The organism is Streptomyces tailanensis (assembly GCF_008386495.1).
In the GTDB taxonomy this organism is placed as follows: Bacteria; Actinomycetota; Actinomycetes; order Streptomycetales; family Streptomycetaceae; genus Streptomyces; species Streptomyces tailanensis.
The window spans coordinates 158,192-167,460 of record NZ_VTHJ01000013.1; the positions used below are offsets into that span (position 1 = coordinate 158,192).

The 9,269-nt window shown below is 70.8% G+C and carries 6 protein-coding genes; 4 read left to right on the forward strand and 2 right to left on the reverse strand.

Going from position 1 to position 9,269, the window contains the following annotated elements:
- Positions 1 to 171 precede the first annotated feature (171 nt).
- Both F3T56_RS13515 and smc read left to right on the forward strand, forming a co-directional pair.
- Entirely contained in the window at positions 172 to 372 is a 201-nt protein-coding gene (locus F3T56_RS13515; RefSeq protein ID WP_149825411.1) for a hypothetical protein, read from the forward strand.
- A gap of 260 nt (positions 373 to 632) precedes the next feature.
- A complete protein-coding gene (smc, locus tag F3T56_RS13520; RefSeq protein WP_149825413.1) occupies positions 633 to 4,190 on the forward strand; it encodes a chromosome segregation protein SMC in 3,558 nt (1,185 codons plus the stop codon).
- A gap of 11 nt (positions 4,191 to 4,201) precedes the next feature.
- Here the strand turns inward: smc and F3T56_RS13525 are convergent, their stop codons facing one another.
- Positions 4,202 to 5,173 (reverse strand): LLM class flavin-dependent oxidoreductase, encoded by a 972-nt coding sequence (locus F3T56_RS13525; protein WP_149825415.1) that lies wholly within the window; start codon positions 5,171 to 5,173, stop codon positions 4,202 to 4,204.
- Between the two features lie 136 nt (positions 5,174 to 5,309).
- Here F3T56_RS13525 and ftsY point away from each other — a divergent pair, with 136 nt between their 5' ends.
- Positions 5,310 to 6,509, forward strand: coding sequence for a signal recognition particle-docking protein FtsY (ftsY, locus tag F3T56_RS13530; RefSeq protein ID WP_149825417.1), 1,200 nt, complete (start codon positions 5,310 to 5,312; stop codon positions 6,507 to 6,509).
- Positions 6,510 to 6,623: 114 nt separating this feature from the next.
- Here ftsY and F3T56_RS13535 read toward each other — a convergent pair whose 3' ends face one another.
- Entirely contained in the window at positions 6,624 to 7,295 is a 672-nt protein-coding gene (locus F3T56_RS13535; RefSeq protein WP_149825419.1) for a bifunctional DNA primase/polymerase, read from the reverse strand.
- A gap of 434 nt (positions 7,296 to 7,729) precedes the next feature.
- On the opposite strand from F3T56_RS13535, the gene nsdA reads away from it, so the two are divergent.
- Positions 7,730 to 9,205 carry a transcriptional repressor NsdA gene (gene nsdA, locus F3T56_RS13540; protein ID WP_149825421.1) on the forward strand — a complete coding sequence of 492 codons (1,476 nt, stop codon included), beginning with the start codon at positions 7,730 to 7,732 and terminating at the stop codon, positions 9,203 to 9,205.
- Positions 9,206 to 9,269: the final 64 nt, after the last annotated feature.

Consider the following 9,269-nt stretch of genomic DNA (forward strand, 5'->3'; position numbering starts at 1 on the left):
GTGATCGTGTTGACCGTCAAACTTTTTGGTGAGACGCTGAAAGCCCCGCGCACCTTAGCTGTTTGGCATGGATGAACGGCAGCAAAACTCAACAGTCCAAGCACCGCGGGTGCGATTCCCTCACGACCCACACCGCTTCGGTCGGTCACTCAGTGTGGAGGACCATCCATCATGGCAAAGGCGCTTCTCGGTTACGTCGGCGGCTCCGACCCGCGACTCCTCGCCGAGATGCGACGGCTCCAGCAGCGCGTCCAGGACCTGGAATCCGAGCTCGTACGGATCCAGGCGGAGAACGACGCGCTGACGGCTGCCGCTTCTCACGACTCGCTCATGGAGCTCGACGCACACCAGGCGGAGCCTGCGCTCACCTGATCACTGCAACGCATGGCACCACGACAGCAGTGGTTGGGCTGCCCGTATCAACCGCTAAGTTGTCAGATCTGCAAGGGACGCCTTCCTGAGGCGTCCCTTCTTTCTTTCCCCCGCGCTTCCCCACGCGCGTGAACGGTGCTTCTCACACCCTTTTGAACGGTGCTTCTCACACTCTTTAACGTGTGGTGTGCCCTGCACGTTCATGTGCGAAACCGCGCGTTCATGGAGTGAGACAAGGCCGGAAGGTAGAGTCCAGCGGCGTGCACCTCAAGGCCCTGACCCTCCGAGGGTTCAAGTCGTTCGCCTCGGCGACCACACTCCGCTTCGAGCCGGGTATCACGTGTGTCGTCGGACCGAACGGCTCGGGCAAGTCCAATGTCGTGGACGCGCTCAGCTGGGTCATGGGCGAGCAGGGCGCGAAGTCGCTGCGCGGCGGCAAGATGGAGGACGTCATCTTCGCCGGCACCACAGGGCGCCCCCCGCTCGGCCGCGCCGAGGTGTCCCTGACCATCGACAACTCCGACGGGGCCCTCCCCATCGAGTACTCCGAGGTCACGATCACGCGGATCATGTTCCGCAACGGCGGCAGCGAGTACCAGATCAACGGCGACACCTGCCGTCTCCTCGACATCCAGGAACTGCTCTCCGACTCCGGCATCGGCCGCGAGATGCACGTCATCGTCGGCCAGGGCCAGCTCGACTCCGTCCTGCACGCCGACCCCATGGGCCGCCGCGCCTTCATCGAGGAGGCCGCCGGCGTCCTCAAGCACCGCAAGCGCAAGGAGAAGGCGCTCAGAAAACTGGACGCCATGCAGGCCAACCTGGCCCGCGTCCAGGACCTCACCGACGAACTCCGCCGCCAGCTCAAGCCCCTCGGCCGCCAGGCCGCCGTCGCCCGCCGGGCCGCCGTCATCCAGGCCGACCTGAGGGACGCGCGCCTCAGGCTGCTGGCCGACGATCTCGTACGACTCCGGGGGGCGCTGCAGAACGAGATCGCCGACGAGGCCGCGCTGAAGCAGCGCAAGGAGGCCGCTGAGGACGAGCTCAAGAAGGCCCTCCAGCGCGAAGCGCTCCTGGAGGACGAGGTACGGCAGCTCACCCCGCGCCTGCAACGGGCCCAGGAGACCTGGTACGAGCTGTCGCAGCTCGCCGAGCGGGTGCGCGGCACGATCTCCCTGGCCGACGCCCGGGTGAAGAGCGCCACCTCGGCGCCGCCCGAGGAGCGGCGCGGACGCGACCCCGAGGACATGGAGCGCGAGGCCGCCCGCATCCGTGAACAGGAGGCCGAACTCGAAGCGGCCCTCGAAGCCGCCGAGCGCGCCCTGGAGGACACGGTCGAGCACCGGGCCGAGCTGGAGCGCGAGCTGGCCATCGAGGAACGCCGCCTGAAGGACGTCGCGCGATCCATCGCCGACCGCCGCGAGAGCCTTGCCCGTCTCAACGGCCAGGTCAACGCCGCCCGCTCCCGCGCGGCCTCCGCCCAGGCCGAGATCGACCGCCTCGCCGCCGCACGCGACGAGGCGCGGGAACGTGCCGCCGCCGCCCAGGAGGAGTACGAGGCGCTGAAGGCCGAGGTCGACGGCCTCGACGCCGACGACAGCGAACTCGCCGAGCAGCACGACGCCGCCAAGCGTGCCCTGGCCGAGGCCGAGTCCGCTCTCACCGCCGCCCGCGAGGCCACCACCACCGCCGAACGCCGCCGCGCCGCCACCCAGGCCCGCCACGAGGCCCTCGCCATGGGCCTGCGCCGCAAGGACGGATCGGGCGCGCTACTCAACGCGAAGGACCGCCTCAGCGGCCTGCTGGGCCCGGCCGCCGAACTCCTCACGGTCACCCCGGGCCACGAGGTCGCCCTGGCCGCCGCCTTCGGCGCCGCGGCCGACGCCATCGCGGTGACGACCCCCGCCTCGGCCGCCGACGCCATCCGTCTGCTGCGGAAACAGGATGCGGGGCGAGCGTCGCTGCTGCTGGCGGGGGCGCCGGAGGAGGACCTCACACCCACACTCCAAAGGGGCACGGAGCGCTATGCCGTCGACCTCGTCCGCGGTCCCGCCGACCTCATGCCCGCCGTACGCCGCCTACTCCACCGCATCGTCGTGGTCGGCACCCTCGAAGACGCCGAGGACCTCGTTCACGCGCGCCCCGACTTCACCGCGGTCACCGCCGAAGGGGACCTGCTCGGGGCGCACTTCGCGCACGGAGGCTCCGCGGGGGCGCCGAGTCTGCTGGAGGTGCAGGCGTCCGTCGACGAGGCGGCGGCCGAGCTGGAGGAACTGGTCGTACGGTGCGAGGAGTTGGCCGAGGCCCAGGAGAGCGCGGTCGAACTGCGCCGGGAACGGGCCGGGCTCGTGGAGGAGCTGGGGGATCGGCGCCGGGCGGCCGAGCGGGAGAAGTCCGCGGTCGCCCAGCAGCTCGGGCGGCTCGCCGGGCAGGCGAGGGGCGCCGCCGGGGAGGCCGAGCGGTCCACCGCCGCGGCCGCTCGGGCCCAGGAAGCGCTCGACAAGGCCGTACAGGAAGCCGAGGAGCTGGCCGAACGGCTCGCCGTCGCCGAGGAGATGCCCGTCGAGGAGGAGCCCGACACCTCCGTACGGGATCGGCTCGCGGCGGACGGGGCCAACGCGCGGCAGACCGAGATGGAGGCCCGGCTCCAGGTGCGTACGCACGAGGAGCGGGTCAAAGGGCTGGCCGGGCGCGCCGACTCGCTCGACAGGGCCGCGCGCGCCGAGCGCGAGGCGAGGGCCAGGGCCGAGCAGCGCCGGGCGCGGCTGCGGCACGAGGCGGCCGTGGCGGAGGCCGTCGCGTCCGGCGCCCGGCAGCTGCTGGCGCATGTCGAGGTCTCCCTCGCCCGCGCGGAGGAGGAGCGCACCGCGGCCGACGCCGCCAAGGCGCGCCGGGAACAGGAACTGGTGCGGGCGCGGAACGAGGGGCGAGATCTCAAGGCCGAGCTGGACAAGCTGACCGACTCCGTGCACCGGGGAGAGGTGCTCGGCGCCGAGAAGCGGATGCGGATAGAACAACTGGAGACGAAGGCGCTGGAGGAGCTGGGCGTCGAACCGGAGGGCCTGGTCGCCGAGTACGGGCCCGACCAGCTCGTACCGCCGTCACCGCCAGCGGAGGGGGAGGAGCTGCCGGAGGACCCGGAGCATCCCCGTAACCGGCCCAGGACGTTCCACCGCGCCGAGCAGGAGAAGCGGCTCAAGGCGGCCGAGCGGGCGTACCAGCAGCTCGGCAAGGTCAATCCGCTGGCGCTGGAGGAGTTCGCGGCGCTGGAGGAGCGGCACAAGTTCCTCAGCGAACAGCTGGAGGACCTGAAGAAGACCCGCGCCGATCTGCTTCAGGTGGTGAAGGAGGTCGACGAGCGCGTCGAACAGGTTTTCACCGAGGCGTACCGGGACACCGCCCGTGAGTTCGAGGGTGTTTTCAGTCGGCTCTTCCCGGGGGGTGAGGGGCGGTTGATCCTCACCGACCCCGACAACATGCTCACCACGGGCGTGGACGTGGAGGCCCGGCCTCCGGGCAAGAAGGTCAAGCGGCTGTCGCTGCTCTCCGGTGGCGAGCGGTCGCTGACCGCCGTCGCGATGCTCGTGTCGATCTTCAAGGCGCGGCCCAGCCCGTTCTATGTCATGGACGAGGTCGAGGCGGCCCTGGACGACACCAACCTGCAGCGGCTGATCCGCATCATGCAGGAGCTGCAGGAGGCGTCGCAGCTGATCGTGATCACCCACCAGAAGCGGACCATGGAAGTCGCCGACGCGTTGTATGGCGTGTCCATGCAGGGTGATGGCGTGTCGAAGGTGATCAGCCAGAGGCTCCGGTAGTTCCGGCCGAGTCAGTCCTTCAACCGCGGCAGCACCCGCTCCGCGAACAGCCGAAGCCCTCGCCGGCCCTCCTCCACCGGCATTCCGCCCGCCAGCGGATGCAGTACGTAGTTGTCGAGGCCCAGCGCCACGCACTCGTCCGGCGTGACGATCCGGTACACGCCCTCGGCGCGCAGCTCGTCCACCGTCGCCGCCGCCGACCGCACGGCCGACCGGATACCGGCCGACTGCCAGGACGCGTACGTCCGCGCCTCATGCAGGAAGTGCCCGCCGTACTCAGCCCACGCCCGGTCCGGATCCTCGGCGACGTGCAGCAACGGCGTCTCGGCGGCGGGCATCATCGTCCACCCCTCGGTGTCGTACTCCATGAGCCGCTCCTTGTAGTACGCCTCCAGCTCCGGCAGATGCGCGCTCGGGAAGAACGGCAGCCCGAGGCGTGCCGCCCGCCGCGCCGCGGCCTTCGACGAGCCACCGACCAGCAGTAGCGGATGCGGCTCGGTGCCAGGACGCGGGGTGACCCGGACCGTACGCCCCCGATATGTGAAGGGCTCACCGGTCCACGCCCGGAGCAGGGTCTCCAGCAGCTCGTCCTGGAGCCGCCCCCGCCCCTTCCAGTCCACGTCGAACTGCGCGTACTCCTCCGGCCGGTACCCGATCCCGGCGACGGTCACCAACCGCCCGCCGCTCACCAGATCCAGTACGGCGATGTCCTCGGCCAGCCGCAACGGGTCGTGCAGCGGACCGATCACCGCCGACACGGTCACCGCGATCCGACGGGTCGCTCCGAACACCGCCCCCGCGAAGACGAACGGCGACGGCAGCCAGTTGTTGGCGACCCCGTGGTGCTCCTCCGTCTGCACCGTGCTGATGCCCTGCTCATCGGCGTACGCGGCCATCTCGACGGCGGCCCGGTAGCGGGCGCCGAGCGAGGCGGGCGTCGCCCCGGGCTCGACCATATTGAAACGGACGACCGTGACGGGCATGGCGGACCCCCTTTGGGCGGCTGTGGAGGGGACGTTAGCTGACGGTGCGTCAGGTATCCAGGGGTGTGGAGGGCCCGTGTGGCCCCGCACGGCGATCGAACGCGCCGCTGGTCGGGTCCCGCATACTGGACGCGTTATGGAACTCATCCTTGCTCTTGTCATCGCCGTGGTCGTGCTCGGCGTGCTGGGCGGGCTCGTCGTAGGCAGCCGCAGGAAGAAGCCGCTGCCCCCGGCACCCCCCACCACCCCGGACATCACCGCGCCCCCGGCCGAGCCGCACGTCGGCGACGAGGCCGAGACCCCGCGCGAAGAACCGCGCAGAACCATCGAGGAGGTGGACCTCCCGGACGCCACGGCGACAGCACCCGTCGCCGTCGAGGAGCCCCCGGCCGCCCCCGCGATCGAGATCCCCGAACCGACCGCCGGCCGTCTCGTACGCCTGCGCGCCCGGCTCTCCCGCTCGCAGAACGCGCTCGGCAAGGGGCTGCTCACGCTCCTCTCGCGCGAGCACCTCGACGACGACACCTGGGAGGAGATCGAGGACACCCTCCTCACCGCCGACGTCGGCGTCCAGCCCACCCAGGAGTTGGTCGAACAACTGCGCGAGCGGGTGAAGGTGCTCGGCACCCGCACCCCGGCGGAGCTGCGCGGGCTGCTGCGCGAAGAGCTGCTCAAGATCCTCGTCCCCGAGTTCGACCGCGCGGTCAACACCGACTCGCCCCTCGACACCCCGGGCATCGTGATGGTCGTCGGCGTCAACGGCACCGGCAAGACCACCACCACCGGCAAGCTCGCCCGCGTCCTCGTCGCCGACGGCAAGAACGTCGTGCTCGGCGCCGCCGACACCTTCCGTGCCGCCGCCGCCGACCAGCTGCAGACCTGGGGCGAGCGGGTCGGCGCCCGTACGGTGCGCGGTCCCGAGGGCGGCGACCCGGCGTCCATCGCCTTCGACGCCGTCAAGGAGGGCATCGAGGAGGGCGCCGACGTCGTCCTCATCGACACCGCCGGCCGACTGCACACCAAGACCGGCCTCATGGACGAGCTCGGCAAGGTCAAGCGCGTCGTGGAGAAGCACGCGCCGCTGGACGAGATCTTGCTCGTCCTCGACGCCACCACCGGTCAGAACGGGCTCGTGCAGGCCCGCGTCTTCGCCGAGGTGGTCGACATCACCGGCATCGTGCTGACCAAGCTGGACGGCACCGCCAAGGGCGGCATCGTCATCGCCGTACAGCGTGAGCTGGGCGTACCCGTCAAGCTCGTCGGCCTCGGAGAGGGCGCGGACGACCTGGCGCCGTTCGAGCCGGAGGCGTTCGTTGACGCCCTTATCGGAGACTGAGCCAGGAAGGCTCCAGCAGGTAGGAAATTTCCTAGCTGAGGTGAGAAGCGCCCGCCCCCGGCAGTCGGGGGCGGGCGCTTCGCCGTGTGTGCGTATCCCAGGCGGCATCCGCCCTTACGCGCGCGACCGGTGCGCCACGTACGCCAGCGTCCCGAGCAGCAGTCGCGCGGCGGGCGGCTTCGTCGCCGAGTCGAGGGCCGGGGAGCGGAGCCAGCGGGCCGGGCCGAGGCCGGCGCGGTCGGCGGGCGGGGCGGTGATGTGGGCGCCGGGGCCGAGGCCCCGCAGGTCCAAGGCGGAGGGGTCGTCCCAGCCCATGCGGTAGAGCAGCTCGGGCAGCTCGGCCGCCGCGCCGGGAGCGACGAGGAAGTGCGCGCGGCCCTCGGGGGCGGCGATCACCGGGCCGAGCGGGAGGCCCATGCGCTCCAGCCGGACCAGGGCGTGCCGCCCGGCGGACTCGGCGACCTCGATCACGTCGAAGGAACGGCCGACCGGCAGCATGATCGAGGCGCCGGGAAACTCGGCCCAGGCCTCGGTCACCTGGTCGAGCGTGGCCCCGGCGCGGACCGGGGGAGCGAAGTCGAGGGGATGTGCGCCGGGCGCGGCGCAGCGCGCCTTGCCGCACGAGCACGCGCCCGAAGCCGTCCGTGCGCCGGGGACGACGTCCCATCCCCAGAGGCTGGTGAACTCGGCCACGGCCGTGCACTCCGAGGTACGGCCACGCCGACGCGTGCCCGAACGCATCTCCCGGATACGCATCTCCCGAATGCCGCCGATCGTGAAGCCCATGCCCCCTCCAACGGGTCCAGCGCGCCGGTGGTTACGCGACGGAGGCGGAATGTAACGCTGTGTCGCCGCCCGAATGGCGCACAGGCGGCACATCCGGTGGTGCGGTCTGTGACACGCGCCCCTGAGTGCGTCACTCCGCCCACTCCCGGCCGTCATGTGTCAAGTGAATCGCGTACTGACGTTCATGAGTTCATCCGAAGGGGTGGCGAATGGTGGCGTTTACGGGACCGCCATGGCTGAACGGTGATCGTGGGGTTACTTTGAGTGCACGGGGCCTGGGGACGTTCGCGCTCGTGGGTATGCCGGAGGCAAGTCGTCTTTCCGTTCGAGGGGTGAGAACCATCGGGCGTACGGCGTGGTAACCGGCATTCTGGTAAGGCTTTGCGCACACAGCGTGCAAGCGCACAGGTGGTTTCAGGGATGGGGGCGTTCCAGTGGGCGGCAACGGCGGAAGCGGCACGAACGCTGAGAAGCGCCCGAACGAACTGCTGGGCTCGTGGTTCGTCCGCAGCGGCTGGTCCAAGGGCGAGCTCGCCCGGCAGGTGAACCGCCGCGCCCGCCAGCTCGGGGCCAACCACATCTCCACCGACACGTCCCGCGTACGCCGCTGGCTCGACGGGGAGAACCCGCGCGAGCCGATCCCCCGGATCCTGTCCGAGCTGTTCTCCGAGCGGTTCGGCTGTGTGGTCGCCGTGGAGGACCTGGGGCTGCGCGCCGCTCACCAGTCACCGTCGGTGTCCGGCGTCGACCTGCCCTGGACGGGCCCGCAGACCGTGGCGCTGATCAGCGAGTTCTCGCGCAGCGACCTGATGCTGGCGCGGCGCGGCTTCCTCGGGAGCTCGCTGGCCCTGTCCGCGGGCCCGGCCCTCATCGAGCCGATGCAGCGCTGGCTCGTCCCCGCGGCCCCCGCCCCCCGCTCGGAACCTGAGCCGCCCGTCGCCGTCCGCCGCGGCGGACGCCTCTCCCAACCGGAGCTGGAACTCCTGGAGTCCACCACGGCGATGTTCCGGAAGTGGGACGCCCAGTGCGGCGGCGGTCTGCGCCGCAAGGCGGTCGTCGGCCAGCTGCACGAGGTGACCGACCTCCTCCAGGAGCCCCAGGCCGAGGCCACCACCAGGCGCCTGTTCAAGGTCGCGGCGGAGCTCGCCGAGCTGGCGGGCTGGATGTCGTACGACATCGGCCTCCAGCCCACCGCCCAGAAGTACTTCGTCCTCGCCCTGCACGCCGCCAAGGAGGCGGGCGACAAGCCCCTCGGCTCGTACGTCCTTTCCAGCATGAGCCGCCAGATGATCCACCTCGGCCGGCCCGACGACGCGCTCGAACTGATCCACCTCGCCCAGTACGGCAGCCGCGACTGCGCGAGCCCGCGCACCCAGTCGATGCTGTATGCGATGGAGGCCCGCGCCTACGCGAACATGGGCCAGCCCGGAAAGTGCAAGCGGGCGGTGCGGATGGCCGAGGACACCTTCACCGACGCCGAGGAATGGGACGACCCGGACCCCGACTGGATCCGCTTCTTCAACGAGGCCGAACTGCACGGCGAGAACTCCCACTCCTACCGCGATCTCGCCTATGTCGCCGGCCGCAGCCCCACCTACGCCTCCCTGGCCGAGCCCGTGATGCGCCGCGCCGTCGAGCTCTTCTCGACGGACACCGAACACCAGCGGTCGTACGCGCTGAACCTCATCGGCATGGCCACGGTGCATCTGCTCCAGCGGGAGCCCGAGCAGAGCGTGGCCATGGCGCAGCGGGCCATGGAGGTCGCCGAGAAAGTGCGCTCCGAGCGCGTCAACACCCGTATCCGCAAAACCGTCGACACGGCCGTACGCGATTTCGGCGACCTCGCCGAGGTCGTCGTCCTCACCGACGAGCTCGCCGCACACCTCCCCGAAACCGCCGAGGCGGTCTAGGGCCTGTTCTGAGTTGAGATCACGGGAGGGCTGGCAGGCTGCGTAGCCAGAGGATGGAGCCGCG